Source organism: Pedobacter ghigonis (genome assembly GCF_903166585.1).
GTDB lineage: Bacteria > Bacteroidota > Bacteroidia > Sphingobacteriales > Sphingobacteriaceae > Pedobacter > Pedobacter ghigonis.
In genome coordinates this window covers 1-14,600 of record NZ_CAESCM010000012.1, presented here as the reverse complement: position 1 = coordinate 14,600, position 14,600 = coordinate 1, and the positions used below count along the sequence as shown (strand labels likewise).

Here is a 14,600-nt window from a genome sequence, read left to right as displayed (position 1 = left end):
CCATAGTCATGAAATCTATCGTCCCCAAATTAATGTGCTTAGCGCTATGCTGTGCACTCATGTCATGTAAAAAAGGAACTGATTCTACCACTACAGAGACACCTCCAACATTAAAAATAGAAATTTCTACGACCACCAATATCAATAACGATGCGTTGTTAAAATTGGTTAATGATACACGTTTGGCGGGTTGTAAATGTGGTAGCACCACCATGCCTCCGGTTGCTGCACTAACCTGGAATGTAAATTTGGCTTCGGCCGCTATTTATCAGAGTAAATATACCGCATCTATAAAAAGCCTGGTGCATACCTCTGCAAATGGAGAAACGGTTGGCACACGCGTTACTGCAACAGGTTATAACTGGACAACAGTTGGCGAAAACTTAGCATCGGGGCAAACTACAGAAGCACAGGTTTTTAATGAGTGGTTGGCAAGCGAAAGCCATTGCAAAAACATGATGACTGCATCTTTTAAAGAAATGGGGGCTGCCAGAACGGATAATTACTGGGCACAGGTTTTTGCTTCAAAATAAAAATACGATCGTCATTTCGATCCGATAGCTATCGGATGAAGCAAGCCAGTTTTCACCGATAGCGTGCACTCCGCTCGAAATGACGATTATCTTTACATTAACTCCTTCAAGGCCTGATAGTACCGCTCATAATTTTGCGGGTCGGTATTTAAAAATAGAAAAGGCTCAATAAGTTCCAGTTCCATCAATAAAAATTGGCCGTTAACAAAAGTGCCGTCAACCCGTGCATAGAGCGCGTTTTTCGCAAATAAATCTATGTATTGTTGTGCTATAAAAATTTGCTCCTTACTGGGGCTTTGCGGATGAACTGAACCGCCATGAGCCGGTTGAACCCTAAAATCGCCTGGTTTTGCCTGTTTAACCAGCGAATGGCTGTATACGCTATTAAAGAAAATAAACGACCATTCTCCGTTTTCGAGAATTTCGGGCAAAAAGGGTTGTACAATAAAGTCCTCTTCCTGCAGTAGCTCATTTAGTTTGTGGTTTACTGCTGCCACATTATCAGCTGTAACCTTAAAAGTATTTTTAGCTCCGCCGCTTACACAGGGTTTTACAATCAGTTTATCTACTCCAAATTTCGCGAAGAAATCGTTCAGGTTAACACTTTCCGCTTTGCGAATAAAGGTACTTGGCGTAATTTTTAATCCAGCTGCTTCAATTTCCTGCAGGTATAATTTATTGGAATTCCATTTTACCCGTTCAATGGGGTTAAGTAGCCTTACATTTAGCTGTGCCAGTTTTTCAAGCCATTGGTAAAAATCGTTTATGAGGTCAAAATAATCCCAGGGAGATTTTAATACTGCTAAATCATAATCTTGCCAGTTTATTTCGGGATCATTCCAAATTACTTTTTCAATGCTTAATCCTTTCTCCTTTAAAAAAATTAAGAGTTTATCGTCTTCACTTTCAACAGTGGCACTATCGTAAGCGCCTTTATCCAGATAGGTAACTAATGCAATATTCATGGCACAAAATTATAGCAAATTATGAATTTAACCGGTTAATATTTTGATTAAAACAAACTGATCTGATCGCTAGGAATTTTAAAAAGGCTGTGGTCTAAAATAATATCTTTTACATTTAGGCCGTTCAGGCGACAGTGCAGCCTGAAATTGTCTCTGATCATTTGCGAAATATTCCCATCACCCCGCATACGGTCGCCAAAGCGACTGTCGTTTACCTGGCCACCATGGCAGCTCTGGATCATGTGCCAAACTTTATCAAAGCGATCAGGGAAATTTTTACGCAGCCAGTCTTCAAATATCTGCGCAATGGCACCATTTAACCGCACCACCGTATAGCCTGCTTTTATGGCACCAGCATTGGCAACGGCCTTTAATATTTTAGGAATTTCATGATCGCTTAATCCCGGTACGAGCGGTGCAACCATAACCCCCATGGGGATGCCGGCCTGGCTCAATTCTTCAACAATCCTTAACCTTTGCTTGGCAGTGGTGGTACGGGGTTCCATTACCTGCCTTAAGTCTTCGTTTAAACTGTTAATGGAAACATAAACCATGCAAAGGTTCAGTTTAGCCATTTCCTGCAAAATATCCTTATCGCGTAAGATTAACGAGTTTTTGGTGATCATGCCAATGGGCTGTTTATAAGCCAGGGCAATTTCGAGCAACCGCCTGGTAAGTTTAAATTTTCTTTCGGCAGGCTGGTAGCAGTCGGTATTGCCTGAGAGTGAAATGGTAGTAGCGTCCCATCCTTTTTTCTCTAGAAATTTTTTAAAGAGGGCAGGAGCATCCTGTTTTACAATAATTTTGCGTTCAAATTCTATACCTGCGCTGTAACCCCAGTATTGATGCGAATTGCGGGCATAACAATAGGTACAGCCATGCTCGCAGCCCTGGTAAGGGTTTAGGGAATAAGCCATGCCTACATCCGGACTGTCAACCTTATTTACAATGGTTTTCGAATGCTCAAAAATGAACGAGGTTTTGCGGTCGCTTTCTTCCCAATCGTCTATCCCTTCATCGTGCTCTTTTACGTACACATCTTTCAAAAAACGGTTGTGCGGATTAACCTGTGCGCCCCGCCCCTTAAAATATTGTTTTTCTTCTCCGCTCATCATACGATAAAATTACTAAAAATATTAGTAATTTGAAAGCGGCATTATGGGCACTTTTCCACAATTGCAAACAAGAAGGTTTTACTTTTTAGCCAGCGGAATATAATCCATAGGTACCATATCGGCCACTTTTTCGTAAGCCCAGTAACCCTCATACAGTAATGATCTCGAATCGTAAATGCCGCCATTTTCGTAGAAACGAACACCCTCACCAGTTAGATTGGCAACAGAAATTTCATTTTCCGGCACATCCAACGGCCTGAAAATCCAGAAACCGGTTTTAGAGTAAGCCAGCGATTCTTTTTCTTTGGTGTATTGAATCAGCAGGGCATCGGTATAACTCAAATATTTCAGGTTTTGGTTATAATAGTGTACAAGCGTATCGGTAAGTACATCAGCCCGCGAAAATTTATCGATGGTACGCGGCATTTCCTTTTGCTTGGTCCAGAAAGCGAGTAAGGCTGTATCAACCTTTCCTTTAGTTTGCCTGATACCTGTTTTTTCGGGCACCGCTTTTATTTTCTCCAGATTGGTATTAATTACATATTCCGGATAACGGTTTGGATTGGGTACCTTAACCATTTTATTGATGATAAAGCCTTCCTCCTGTGCTTTATTGGCATAAAGTGAGCGGAAGAAATGCTGCGACGAGCCGTAATAGGCCACTTCTCTTGCCCCAATGTACTTTTTCTTTTTCGAAGCAGAAGCTTTTAACTCTTCAAAAAACGGGTGACCGGAGTAGTAAATAATGTGTGTACGCGAGTTATACTCAAAACGATCGAGCATATATTTCAGACGGTAGCCCAGCGCTTTATTTTCTACAATCAGGAACTCGGTGGTAGAAACAGTTAAGGTACTTTTGGTAATATCGAAATCAACATTTAAAACCTGCGGATTCAGAATTTTACACTGAAGGGCATTCGGTGTTTTGCCAATAAAGAACTCTTTAAACTGGTTGATGTATTTCTGCCGGTTCGGATCGGCCCTAACGGTTACCTCATCAAGCTGGGCAACATTTTCTTTCAAGACTAATTCTACCTGCACCGATTTATCAGATATGATTACACTTTTGGAATAGGGAAGGTAGCCCACAATCTGCACCAGCAAATCGTAACTGCCTGGTTTAAGATTCGTCAGTTTAAAACGGCCGTCGTTATCGGCAACAGTAGCAATTTTATACCCGCTTAAATAAATGCTTGCACCGGGTAAGCCATCTTTCTGATCGCGTACCAAACCGCTGATCGTGTAGGTATTTTGAGCAATAGCATTAGCGCCCCAGATCAGGAATAATAGTGACACTAAAAGGCTTTTAATCATGGAGACGAATGTAACCAAAAGGCTTAATATTTATTAAAAAGCAAAAATATTTTTAACAATTTTAACACTTAACCACGGCTTTTTTACGGTCGGGGTGGCAAATAATCCATAGGTACACTGTCGGCAATTTTCTCCCAGGCCCAGTAGCCCGAAAAAAGCATCGACCGTGGATTGTAAATGCCTCCGTTTTCGTAAAAATATACGGGGGCTACCTGTAAAGTGACAGTTGATATTTGATAGCCAAAATAGTCGGGTGGCCTGCTAATCGAAAAGCCAAGCCGTTCTGTAAAGGATGGATCCTCGGTTTCTTTGGTATAAACCACATAAAGTTTATCTGTAAAATTAATGGCCTTAATGGCAGCATCAGGGGTTGGCCGTGCTAAAGTATCTTGTAATACCGGAGCTTTACTTAGTACTGAAATCTCTTTTGGCAGGTTTTTCTTCTTGGTCCAGTAATTTAGCGAATCGCCCATGGTGAGGTGAATGTTGCCCGTAAAAGTTTGCGCCTGACCAAAACGCTTAATATTGGCGTTGATCAGGCTGTCCTTAGGCCTGTCGCGGTTTGGAACACTTTGCAGTTTATTGATGATAAAACCTTCTTCCGTAGCCTTTTTGTGGTATAAGGATTTGAAAAAATGCTGCGGTGAACCCAAGTAAGCAGTTAAGCGCTTTTTATCCCAGATTTGTTTCTGGCGTTTTGAGCCTTTTAAATCCTCGTAAGTAGGGTAGCCCTCGTAATAAATAATATTGGTTTTACGGCTGTATTCGAAATTATTAACCAGGTATTTGATGCGGTAACCGAGTGCTTTGTTTTCGATGATGAGAAACTGATTACTCTTAACAGTAAGCAAAGCATTTTCCCTGTCGTAATCGATAATCAGCACATTGGGATTAATGAGTTTGCATTGCGCAGCATTAGGGGTTGTTCCGACAAAGAAATCCTTAAACATGGCAATATAATGCGCCCTGTTTAGATCGGGTTTTATGGTTACTTCTTCCAGTTGGGTAACACTTTCTTCAAGAATCAGATCGAGTTTTACATCTTTATCGGCAACGACTACATTTTTATTGAGCGCTTTATATCCAAGTAGCTGCACCAGGATATCGTAGTTTCCGGGCTTTAAGAGGAGTTTATAAGCTCCGTTATTATCAGAAGAGGTAGCAATTTTGTAACCACTCACATAAATACCTGCACCGGGTAATGCTTCTCCACGCTTATCCTTCACCATACCGGTAAGGGTATAATTTTGCGCAGAACACAATGTGCCAGCGATAACAAGCGAGAGTAGAATTAATAATGATTTCATCGATTAAATATAAACTAATTATTTAGTTTTAATAATGCTTAATGAAAATTTTTGGTAGTGTCAGATATTTCCATCTGACAGCACAAATAGATTATGCCAATAACTCTTTTGCGTTTTCTACAGCCGATGCTCCGGGGTTTTTACCGCTCAACATTTCGGCAATAATGCCAATGCGCTCTTCCTGCTTCAATTTACGAATTCCTGTGGTAGTTTTTCCACTATCTTCGTGTTTATGTACAAAATAATGCGATTCGCCTTTAGCTGCAATCTGCGGCAAGTGGGTAATGGAAATTACCTGCATGTTATTGCCAAGATCGGAGATAACTTCGCCGACTTTTAAGGCAGTTTCGCCCGAAATACCGGTATCAATCTCATCAAAAATAATGGTTGGAAGTGAGGTATGTTGAGCCAGCAAGGCTTTAATGGCCAGCATTAAGCGCGATAATTCACCCCCCGATGCTACTTTACTAACCGGGGCAGGGGCCTGACCGGCGTTAGCTGTAAATAATAAGTTGATTTCATCTAAACCATCTTTATTCAGTTCGGCTACTACTTTCTGGTCTAAAAATAATCTGGCATTCAGCATGCCAACTTTTTTTAGGGTAAGACCGGTTTGTTCTTCAACCTGTTTAATGGCTTTTTTTCTATTGGCGCTTAACTGCGTAGCTTTTTGCTGCAGTTCCTGCTGAAGTTGCGAAATCTCTTTTTGAAGTTTTTCGATATGCTCATCAGAAGATAAAAGCTGGTTCAGGTTATCTTCCAGCTGATGTTGAAAGGCCAGAAGCTCGGTATTGTTGGCCAGGCGGTGTTTCTGCTGAAGTGAATAAAATAAATCGAGTCTTTGGTTTACAATTTCCAGGCGATCGGCGCTGTGCAAGGTGTTTTCTTCAATGCTTGCAACTTCATCGGTAATGTCTTTAATTTCGATAATCGACGAACGCAAACGCTCGTATAACACATTAATGGCCGGATCGAATTTTTCTATCCCCTGCAGTTGTAACGATGCCTCTTTTAAAATCTGAAGGGCAGAAGGCTCGCTTTCACTAATTAAACCTGAAGCAGTAAGCAGGGCTCTTTTAATGGTTTCGGCATGAGTGAGGCGTTCCAGTTCCAGTTCCAGTTCTTCCTGTTCACCTTCCTGCAGTTTGGCCTGCTCCAGCTCGTTAAACAAAAATTGCTCGTAATCTTGCCTGTTTCTGGCCTCGTTCGCTTCGCTAACAAGTTTTTTTAACAGGTTATTGTCATGCTTCAGTTTTTTAAATCCGCTGCGGTAGTCGGTCAAAAGCGGCTGGTGACTGGCCAGCGAATCTACAATCAGCAATTGAAAATCGGTATCGTTTATTTCCTGTGTGGCATGCTGCGAATGGATGTCGATCAGTTTTTCGCCAATCTGTTTTAGAATGGATAAGTTAACCGGGGTATCGTTAATGAAGGAGCGCGATTTCCCATCTATCGAAATTTCGCGGCGCAAAAGGCTTTCTTTAGAAAAATCGAGATCATTTTCTTCAAAAAGTTCTTTCAGGTTCTCGTCAGCCAGTGCAAAACTTCCTTCAATTACACATTTTTTATCCTGGTTAAAAAAGTATTTACTTTCTGCCCTTTGGCCCAAAATTAGCGACAATGCACCTAGAATGATCGATTTTCCGGCACCGGTTTCGCCGGTTATAATGTTTAAGCCGCGATCGAACTCAATATCGAGGCTATCAATTAATGCGTAATTACGTATAGAAAGTTTTTGAAGCATAGCTTTGCGAAAATACTAAAAAGATATTTCAACATTCAATGCAAAACAAAAACAGCGAAGAATAATCTCTTCGCTGCTCAATTAAATTTGTGTGGTTTAGCTTCTTTTTATTTAATTGCAATATTGATGTTATTATTATCCAATAGATTGATATTGTCAGTTTTGATAAAAGTTTTCAATGCCAGCTGGTCGGCAACTTTGAAATTGGTGTCTTTATAAGTTACCAGTGCATTTTCTGTATTTAATGCTTTAACGGGGCTGGTGAAATTCTTGTTGTTATAAAGCATCACAGCCGGCATTACATAGGTGCCTTTGTTGCCACCTTCAATTTTTTCCTTTTTCTCTGTCTTCTCCTTTTTTTCGATCTTCTCTTGCAGCTCTTTTACTTCTTTATCAAATTTTTCTCTCAGCTTTTTGTACTCTTCGGTTTGTTTTACTTTATTGTTGCTGTTGTCGAAGTATAGGATATGGGCATCTCTGTACTTTTGACCCAGAGAATCGCTACGTAGGTTGCTAAGTGCAGATAGTTTAGACAAATCAATATCTTTTGCAATGCTTAAGTTAATTCGATCTACCTGTGCCCTAAATTCGGGTGTATTTACTTTTGCAGCAATATCTTCTCCAAATTTTTTCCATTTGGCCTGCGCTTCTGGTGAGCTGAATTGTTTAGACATGTCTTCAGCCATTTTTTTCCATTTAGCCTGGGCTTCTGGTGAGTTCATTTTCTTTTGCATATCCTCTCCAAATTTTTTCCACTTAGCTTGTGCTTCTGGCGAGTTATATTGTTTGGCGATATCGTCTCCGAATTTTTTCCATTTGGCTTGTGCTTCCGGCGAATTGTATTGTTTGGCCATATCTTCTCCAAATTTTTTCCATTTAGCCTGTGCTTCAGGCGAATTAAACTCACGGTCAATTTTAACCCTGAATAACGAATCTTTGAATTTAAAGCCACTATCCATCTGGATTCTGAAAGCATTTCTTCCACCAAAAAGTTCATCCCTGTAAAAATCTTTGCGGATACTATCCGGCATTTCTTTTACCGAGTTGTATTCGGTTTTATTGCCGTTGGCATCAACAGTAACAATTTTAATTTTACGTTTCTTGGTGGTATCGGTACAGAAAGTATGGTTAAAAGTTGGAGCTGAGGCAACAAATCTCACCATTTCCTGTTTGGCTGGTTTTTTGGTTTCTTTTTTCTTTTCTGTCGGATTGATCCAGGCTATAGAAAACAAGCAGGCTACACCAAGCGTTAGGGCTGCCATTTGTTGTTTGGCATTTAAATAATTTGTTTTCATGTTGGTTATTCTTTTAATACGTTGATATAAATTCTGGGTTTTACCGGTTGCTGCCAACGCATAGGCCGGACTGTTCTTATCTTTAAGCAGTTCCAGTTTAAGCAGGGCATGGGCATAGTTCAATGGCTTTCCGGTAATTTTAAGTACCAGGTCATCGCAGGCATGTTCGCGCTCAATGTGGATGAAACGACCTGCCATCCACACAAATGGGTTGTAGAAAAGCAAGGTTTCTATCGCTGTTTTGATCAGGTTTAATAAAAAGTCGTTTCTTCTGATGTGAGATAGTTCGTGGATGAGGATCGCTTCTACCTGATCGTTATCCAGCTGGTTTACCAGTGCTACCGGAAACAGTACTACTGGTTTTAAATAACCGATAACCAAAGGCACATTCACAATAGCCGACAAGTGGAACTGGATACTTTTTTTGATTTTAAGATGCGCTGTTACTTGTTTGAAAATTGCTTTCCAGCTTTCGGGAATAGCACTTAAGCTATCCTTTTTTAGTTTAGACAACTGATTGTAGCCTTTAGCAATTACAAAGAGTTGAAGCAAAATACCGATGATATAAAAAGCGACTACAATTGGGAAATACTGTTCGGCCTTACTGCTAAAGCTGGGTGGCAGGTTGTTAAAGTATTGATAAACCTGGATATTCTGCGGGTTGATTGCAGGTGCCTGACTATTGGTACTCAGCATCATCTGACTAATAAAATTGTAACCAAAACCAATAAACATTAAAATAATGGCACTAAAAGCAAGATTGTGTTTGTGCTTTGCTGCCAGTTTAGGTAAGCTAAGCATTACGATAAATAACACACCGTAAATAATAGCACTTTGCCACAAAGAGTTTAAAATGCTCCAGCCAAATGCTTTGATGAATTGTTGTAATAAAGTTTCCATAATGGTGGTTTTAATTTTTTTTAACGGGTTATACCCGAATAATCATTTCAATTAGGGAGCTATACCCTACACCGTTCAACCCTCAACTTTCGGCCTTATTTAAGGCTGTCTAAATATTTTTTAATTTCATCAATCTCATCTGCACTTGCGCTGTGGTTACCCAAAGCCTGCATTACCAATCTTGCTGCCGATCCGTTAAATACATTGTCGATCATTTTGTTTACCAATTGCTTTTCGGTTTTATCCTGACTAGCCAATGCTTTATAGATGTGTGTTTTTTGGTTAGTATCTCTTTCTACCATTCCTTTTTCATGCATAATCTGCATCAGTTTTAGGGTAGTGGTGTAGCCTGAGTCTTTTTTGTTCAATGATTCATGCACTTCTCTTACCGTTGCATTCCCCTTATGCCAAAGCACCTGGAGGATTTCCATTTCGCCTTCTGTTGGTTTGATGTTGTTATTCGCCATATGTTACAGGTTGTACGAATTATTTCGTAATCAAATGTACGAAGATATTCGTAATATCAAAATGTTTTAACAAAAATTTAACTATTGTACTGGGTTAATGAGTATAAGACGCAGGAGAGGGGGGAAAGTTGCATCTGGTGGAAGGTTAACTGTTTGAACTGGTTAATTGGTTAACTGTGAGAGTAGATCTGGTAAGGGGTTAATTGTTTGGACTGGTTAATTGGTTAACTGTGAGAGTAGATCTGGTAAGGGGTTAATTGTTTGAACTGGTCAATTGGTTAACTGTAAGAATATATCCCGTAAAGGGTCAATTTGTTTTAAAGGACTAACCAACAATTAACCGATTAACCATTAAACTAGTTTTTCTTCAACCCTTCATATTTGCCAATATTTGCCGGATCGATTTCAGCCAGCATATTGTAGGCTTTTAAACGCTCCTGTACATTCAGTTTGGTGAGTACGTTGGTTACTTCTTCTGCTTTTGAGGCAAAATAAACGTTAGGGAAAATGGATCCCAGTTTCTGTTTATCCATTTGTTGCAGGGCAGGGAGTGCCGCTACAATTTGGTTTAAACCTTTATCGTTATCTGTTAGCTGATCGAGGCCACTTAAATGGTAGCTGTAAATAAAGCTACGCAGTTCGCCAAAAATCGGGTTCAGCACATTCTCGTTAAACCAAAAACGGTTACGTAAACCATCAGCTGCTTTCCAGCCGGTATTGCCAGAGGCCTGTGCCAGGTTAATGATGTTTTGTGCTTTTTTATAAAAAGGAGTTCCACCCATTTTGCTAAAACTGTCTTTGTCCATCCCGATAATGGTATAGGCATAGTAGCTGAGGAGGGCACTGATATTCGAAATATAATTCTGATCAGAAAAATCGATAGTAGAGCCATCCAGGTAATTGAAATCGAAGTTTTTATCGCTCATGTTCAGCAAGGTGCTGTTGTACGAACTGTTAAAAACCGGTCGACTACTCTGAATCTGGGCTTCGGCCGTATATCCCGATCCGCCATCCCAGGAGTTGATGGTAATGATAAAACTACAGTCGATACGCTCTTGCGGCTTGTAAGCTTCGTTGCTGAATTTGTTGTTGTTTAAAAAATCGCGGATTGTTTTTTGAAGGGCATCAAGCGTTGGTTTGCTAATGTTCGACACCTGAGGAGCCAGTACAGTTACACGCGCATTTAATTCCTGCGCCTGTACTTTACCAAAGCCGGTTAGCAACACCAATATCCAAAAAATCCTTTTTATCATTTTGCAATTTTTAAAATAGCTGAGCAAATATCTTTAGCAACATCGGCTTTAGCTTTCATTTCGAAAACACTGCGTTCTAAAGCCTTGTTAAAAATAGTAATTTTATTGGTATCTGATTTAAAACCTGCGCCCTTATCGTTTAAAGAATTTAAAACTACCAGATCGAGATTTTTCTTTTCCAGTTTACCTTTGGCATAATTTTCTTCATCGTTGGTTTCTAAAGCAAATCCAACCAGAATCTGATTCCCCTTTTTCGCTTTACCCAGGGTAGCCAGTATGTCGACTGTTTTTTCGAGTTCGAGCACCAGGCTGCTATGCTGCTTTTTGATCTTATTGGTAGCTACAATTTTTGGTCGGTAGTCTGCCACGGCGGCACACATAACGGTAATGTCGGTTTCAGGGAATACAGCTAAACAGGCTTCGTACATTTGTTGCGCACTTACTACATCTGTCCTTTTTACTGTTTGACTCGATTTTTGAGCAGTTGGTCCTGCTATTAAAGTCACATTGGCACCCAATCTGGCCAGTTCATCTGCCAAAGCAAAGCCCATTTTACCCGAGGAGTGGTTACCTATAAAACGAACAGGATCTATCGCTTCGTAAGTCGGTCCGGCTGTTACCATTACTTTTTTGCCGTATAGTGGCATCGATTTTTTTATAGCTTCATCCAGAAAAGAAATAATTTCTTCGGGCTCTGCCATACGGCCTTCGCCATATAAACCACTGGCCAGTTCGCCGCTTCCGGGTGCAATAACGATATTGCCGTAGCTGTTAATTTTTGCAATGTTGGCCTGTGTGCTTTCGTGTTTCCACATGTCTAAATCCATTGCCGGAGCAACATAAACCGGGCATTTCGCCGAAAGGTAAACTGCTGTTAGCAAATTGTCGCAAATTCCGGTAGCCAGTTTGGCCAGGGTATTGGCGCTAATAGGGGCAATGATGATGAGATCGGCCCATAAGCCCAATTCTACATGGTTGCTCCATACACCGGTTTCCTCTTCGAAATACTGGGTATAAACGGGGTTTTTAGAAAGCGTAGCAAGGGTAAGTGGTGTTATGAAATTAGCACCATCAGGGGTAAGGATAACCTTTACGTTTGCACCAGCTTTTACAAGCAACCGAACCAGAAAGGCCGATTTATATGCTGCGATGCTGCCGCAAACGCCAAGGATTATATTTTTATTTTTTAGCATAATGCAGAGTACACAGGGCATGGAGCATAGAGCGTAATGCTAAAAACGCTTTGCTCTAAACGCTATGCGCAATGCTTTTACTTTTGTTCTTTAGCAGGATTCCTGTGATAAATTTTCTCGTTCAAAAATTCATCAATAGCAACTAAAACAGGCTTAGGCATACGTTCGTAATGCTTGCTGATTTCAATTTGCTCGCGGTTTTCGAAAATTTCTTCTAAATTATCGTTGCTCGATGCAAATTCTGCTAATTTACCGTGTAACTCCTCTTTAACGTTGTTCGAAATCTGATTTGCTCTTTTAGCAATCACAACTAAAGATTCGTATAAGTTATCTGTAGTTTTATCTAAATCGTGTACGTTTCTGGTAACTGTAGTATTTGGTACAGCAGGTTTGTTAGTATTCATGTATTACTTGTTTTTAATATCCGTTTTATTTGTTGCAGCAGCGGTATCTTTTATTTTACCAGCTCTGATCAGCATTTTCTTGTATTTTTCCTGTTCGGTGTTATACAAGGCAATTTCTTGTTTGGTAGCTACAATACCAGCCTCAACATCTTCTTTCAATAGTTTGGCATCCTTGGTATACTGACTTTCAGGATGATTTTCTGTAAACTCGGTATATAAAGCAAGTGCTTCATTATAACGATCTTCCTGACGGTAAACCAAACTGTTTTTAGCGTATAAATATTGCGCCTTAATCATTAAGAAATCCATTTCCTCGGCGTATTTAATATCCGGGTAATCTCTTTGTGCATTTTTTAAAGCAATAACTGCAGCTCTGTAATTATCGATATTACTAGGACCGGTAGTTAAATACATTTTAGCATTTTCAAAAGCCTTATCTTCCAGTTTACCCCTTAAAGTGGCAATGTACTTGCTGGCAGCAGCTGCACGGTCGCTGGTAGGGTATAAGTTGATAAAAAGCTGCAAAGCATCAATCGCCTTATAAGTGTTTTCCTGATCTAAAGAGAAATTTGGCGATTCTAAATAATAGCAATATGCGCCCATATACCTGGCTTCCTCAGCATTTTTACTTGCAGGATAAGTATCTGCAAAGCTCTTAAACTGATACCTGGCCGTAGTATAATCACTTAATCTGTATAAGGTATAAGCATAATAATAGTTCAGATCTTCAGCTTCTGCACGGCCACGGTATTTCTGAGAAAGATCCTCAAAAAGCACCAATGCCTTGCTGTAATCCCTTTTATTATACAAACGAAGCGCCTCCTGGTATTTTTTAGCCACGTCGTTACTCGCCCTCAATTTCTCGAAACGACTTTTACAACCTGCCACACCCAAAGCGGCAACAAATACTAAAATAATTAAGTGTTTAACTTTAAACATTCTGCAAAGATAATTAATAATACGATAACATCAATAAAAACAATTCGCCGCTAAGCTATGTAAAGCAATTCAGTACAAATAAACAGTTAACAATTTTTAACATATATATAGTATGGTTCGTAATGTGCTAGCTTATTCTTTTCGGTATTGCTTTTATATATATGCTTTATATAGTATAACTTATTTCCCTTTTATTCGAAAAGCAATGTCTGTACTACTATATAGGTACGTTCCCGTCCTTTGCTTCAAATCCTCTCCCGATTGAAATATCGGGATGCGGGTTTTCCACTCCGGCCGGGTTTAAGTGGCTGGGGCGGTGCAAGACAGGTCGTCATGACGCACAAAAAAGCAAAAGCAGCCTTCAAACTTTAATTTCCTTAACTGCTTAATGATAAAAAAAAGCATAGTGCATGGAGCTAAGGCCCTATAATAATGGAAAGGACTTTGCGTGCGCTGTGCTTTTCTTCGCGCCCTTTGTGGTTAAAAACGGGCTGTCGCTGGGATAAATTGCCCGATAACAACCCAGGAGCGCTAATTGTTTGGTATTCCTTAATATTATTTCCTGCTGTAAACCAATTATTTAGCCAAATTCTTTCAGAAAACCTACAAATCCATTTGTGGGCTTTATAATTTTTCCTACCTTTGCAACCCGCTCGGAAGGAGAGGGAGTTAATTGAAAAGCGTACAATAGAGGGGATAGGGCAGGATTTATTTTAAAATAAAGCTTGCAGGAAGGAAAAAGATTGTTACCTTTGCAGCCCGCTCCGGAAGGAGAGGGAAGCTAAATAAAATTAGCGTATTGAAATAGCGAAGAAGGGAAAAAAGGAAACGAAAAAATAAAAAATATTTTATTTGGAAGTTAAAAAAAGATTCCTACCTTTGCACTCCCAACCGAAAGGAAGGGCAAAAAAAGCTGAGCGGCGGATGTCGCGGAAAGCAAACGAAAAAAGATTGAAACAGGCGAAAACTGAAGGCCGGACGAATAAGACCGGCAGAAACCAAGACCCTGAAGATATATAAAAAGGCAACCGCGAGGTGACGCCGATAAGTTCTTAAAAGAGATGTCAATGTAGCGAAAGCGGGTTTAATGAAGTACTGGTCGAAGTACATGATTAAGGAGCTTTATTTTAAAGGTGATGTCTAACAGACAAAACAAAAGAAGACTATTTTT

General features: G+C 40.0%; 12 protein-coding genes. 1 reads left to right on the top strand and 11 read right to left on the bottom strand.

Translation table 11 applies throughout. From position 1 onward, the window contains the following. The first annotated feature begins 8 nt into the window (after positions 1-8). Positions 9-533 (top strand): CAP domain-containing protein, encoded by a 525-nt coding sequence (locus HWV58_RS17030; RefSeq protein ID WP_175635244.1) that lies wholly within the window; start codon positions 9-11, stop codon positions 531-533. 92 nt (positions 534-625) lie between these two features. Here the strand turns inward: HWV58_RS17030 and HWV58_RS17025 are convergent, their stop codons facing one another. The 11 genes from HWV58_RS17025 to HWV58_RS16975 all read right to left on the bottom strand — a co-directional run bounded on the left by HWV58_RS17025 (position 626) and on the right by HWV58_RS16975 (position 13,429). After that, the gene (locus HWV58_RS17025) at positions 626-1,498 is read right to left on the bottom strand and encodes an ATP-grasp domain-containing protein (protein ID WP_175635243.1); all 873 of its coding nucleotides are present in this window, start codon (positions 1,496-1,498) and stop codon (positions 626-628) included. Positions 1,499-1,545: 47 nt separating this feature from the next. After that, entirely contained in the window at positions 1,546-2,613 is a 1,068-nt protein-coding gene (locus HWV58_RS17020; RefSeq protein WP_175635242.1) for a PA0069 family radical SAM protein, read from the bottom strand. Between the two features lie 78 nt (positions 2,614-2,691). After that, positions 2,692-3,909, bottom strand: coding sequence for a carboxypeptidase-like regulatory domain-containing protein (locus HWV58_RS17015; protein WP_235972751.1), 1,218 nt, complete (start codon positions 3,907-3,909; stop codon positions 2,692-2,694). A 101-nt stretch (positions 3,910-4,010) separates the two neighbouring features. Further along, positions 4,011-5,234: a carboxypeptidase-like regulatory domain-containing protein gene (locus HWV58_RS17010; RefSeq protein WP_175635240.1), complete on the bottom strand. Its 1,224-nt coding sequence runs from the start codon at positions 5,232-5,234 to the stop codon at positions 4,011-4,013. A 91-nt stretch (positions 5,235-5,325) separates the two neighbouring features. Next, a complete protein-coding gene (recN, locus tag HWV58_RS17005) occupies positions 5,326-6,978 on the bottom strand; it encodes a DNA repair protein RecN (RefSeq protein WP_175635239.1) in 1,653 nt (550 codons plus the stop codon). Positions 6,979-7,085: 107 nt separating this feature from the next. Next, positions 7,086-9,173 (bottom strand): M56 family metallopeptidase, encoded by a 2,088-nt coding sequence (locus HWV58_RS17000; protein ID WP_175635238.1) that lies wholly within the window; start codon positions 9,171-9,173, stop codon positions 7,086-7,088. Positions 9,174-9,268: 95 nt separating this feature from the next. Then, a complete protein-coding gene (locus tag HWV58_RS16995; RefSeq protein ID WP_175635237.1) occupies positions 9,269-9,640 on the bottom strand; it encodes a BlaI/MecI/CopY family transcriptional regulator in 372 nt (123 codons plus the stop codon). 356 nt (positions 9,641-9,996) lie between these two features. Next, positions 9,997-10,893, bottom strand: coding sequence for a type IX secretion system protein PorD (gene porD / locus HWV58_RS16990; RefSeq protein ID WP_175635236.1), 897 nt, complete (start codon positions 10,891-10,893; stop codon positions 9,997-9,999). After that, on the bottom strand, positions 10,890-12,086 hold the full coding sequence (gene coaBC, locus HWV58_RS16985) for a bifunctional phosphopantothenoylcysteine decarboxylase/phosphopantothenate--cysteine ligase CoaBC (RefSeq protein ID WP_175635235.1): 1,197 nt from the start codon (positions 12,084-12,086) through the stop codon (positions 10,890-10,892). Before coaBC ends, porD begins: the two co-directional genes overlap by 4 nt. Positions 12,087-12,163: 77 nt before the next feature. Further along, positions 12,164-12,490: a DNA-directed RNA polymerase subunit omega gene (locus HWV58_RS16980; protein WP_025145617.1), complete on the bottom strand. Its 327-nt coding sequence runs from the start codon at positions 12,488-12,490 to the stop codon at positions 12,164-12,166. Between the two features lie 3 nt (positions 12,491-12,493). After that, positions 12,494-13,429, bottom strand: coding sequence for an outer membrane protein assembly factor BamD (locus HWV58_RS16975; protein WP_175635234.1), 936 nt, complete (start codon positions 13,427-13,429; stop codon positions 12,494-12,496). Positions 13,430-14,600: the final 1,171 nt, after the last annotated feature.

What these genes read in the sequence shown, in the direction of transcription:
- HWV58_RS17030 (WP_175635244.1), top strand. Translation starts at nt 9, where the DNA reads ATGAAATCTATCGTCCCCAAATTAATGTGCTTAGCGCTATGCTGTGCA.
- HWV58_RS17025 (WP_175635243.1), bottom strand. Translation starts at nt 1,498, where the DNA reads ATGAATATTGCATTAGTTACCTATCTGGATAAAGGCGCTTACGATAGT.
- HWV58_RS17020 (WP_175635242.1), bottom strand. Translation starts at nt 2,613, where the DNA reads ATGATGAGCGGAGAAGAAAAACAATATTTTAAGGGGCGGGGCGCACAG.
- HWV58_RS17010 (WP_175635240.1), bottom strand. Translation starts at nt 5,234, where the DNA reads ATGAAATCATTATTAATTCTACTCTCGCTTGTTATCGCTGGCACATTG.
- recN (WP_175635239.1), bottom strand. Translation starts at nt 6,978, where the DNA reads ATGCTTCAAAAACTTTCTATACGTAATTACGCATTAATTGATAGCCTC.
- HWV58_RS17000 (WP_175635238.1), bottom strand. Translation starts at nt 9,173, where the DNA reads ATGGAAACTTTATTACAACAATTCATCAAAGCATTTGGCTGGAGCATT.
- HWV58_RS16995 (WP_175635237.1), bottom strand. Translation starts at nt 9,640, where the DNA reads ATGGCGAATAACAACATCAAACCAACAGAAGGCGAAATGGAAATCCTC.
- porD (WP_175635236.1), bottom strand. Translation starts at nt 10,893, where the DNA reads ATGATAAAAAGGATTTTTTGGATATTGGTGTTGCTAACCGGCTTTGGT.
- coaBC (WP_175635235.1), bottom strand. Translation starts at nt 12,086, where the DNA reads ATGCTAAAAAATAAAAATATAATCCTTGGCGTTTGCGGCAGCATCGCA.
- HWV58_RS16980 (WP_025145617.1), bottom strand. Translation starts at nt 12,490, where the DNA reads ATGAATACTAACAAACCTGCTGTACCAAATACTACAGTTACCAGAAAC.
- HWV58_RS16975 (WP_175635234.1), bottom strand. Translation starts at nt 13,429, where the DNA reads ATGTTTAAAGTTAAACACTTAATTATTTTAGTATTTGTTGCCGCTTTG.